This window comes from Burkholderia sp. Tr-20355 (assembly GCF_017104685.1).
Taxonomy (GTDB): Bacteria; Pseudomonadota; Gammaproteobacteria; order Burkholderiales; family Burkholderiaceae; genus Burkholderia; species Burkholderia seminalis.
In genome coordinates this window covers 1-541 of sequence record NZ_JAAGPK010000404.1, presented here as the reverse complement: position 1 = coordinate 541, position 541 = coordinate 1, and the positions used below count along the sequence as shown (strand labels likewise).

At 67.1% G+C, this 541-nt stretch carries 1 protein-coding gene; it reads right to left on the bottom strand.

The window, feature by feature from the left end; all coding sequences use genetic code 11:
- Window positions 1-500, bottom strand: a 500-nt coding sequence (cheD, locus tag G3N62_RS35630) for a chemoreceptor glutamine deamidase CheD (protein WP_206141568.1), incomplete at its 3' end; no start/stop codon positions are given.
- Window positions 501-541 lie beyond the last annotated feature (41 nt).

Here is a 541-nt window from a genome sequence, read left to right as displayed (position 1 = left end):
TTCTTCACCATCGCGCGCCCCGTGCGCGGCATGAACGCGACCTTGCGCGGATGGACGTCCTGCAAGTCCTCCGCGGTGATGCGGATGCGTTCGAGCGCGAGGTAGCGGCGCACGAAATCCGCGTTGCGATCGCCGATGTTGATCGTCGTCATCCCGGCCAGCACGGCCGCGCCGCCGAACACCTTCGCCTCGAGGCGTTCGCGGCGCCCGCCGGCCTTGATCAGTTCGTTGATCAGCACTTCCATCGCGTACGCGCCATAGCGCATCGATTCGGACGCGGCCGCGCCCGCATCGGCGCCGTCGTCGGGCAGCATGAAGTGGTTCATCCCGCCGATGCCCGCGTACGGATCGTGAATGCACGCGGCGACGCACGAGCCGAGCACGGTCATCAGCACCATGTCCTCGGCGGTCGTGTAGAACTCGTTCGGCAACAGCTTCACGCCGGGAAGGCCGAAGTGGCTGTCGAAATAGCGATTGGTCGCGATCGGCAGTGCGCTCATCCGCGCTCTCCATAGGCAGGCACGGCGCCCGCGGCCCGCGA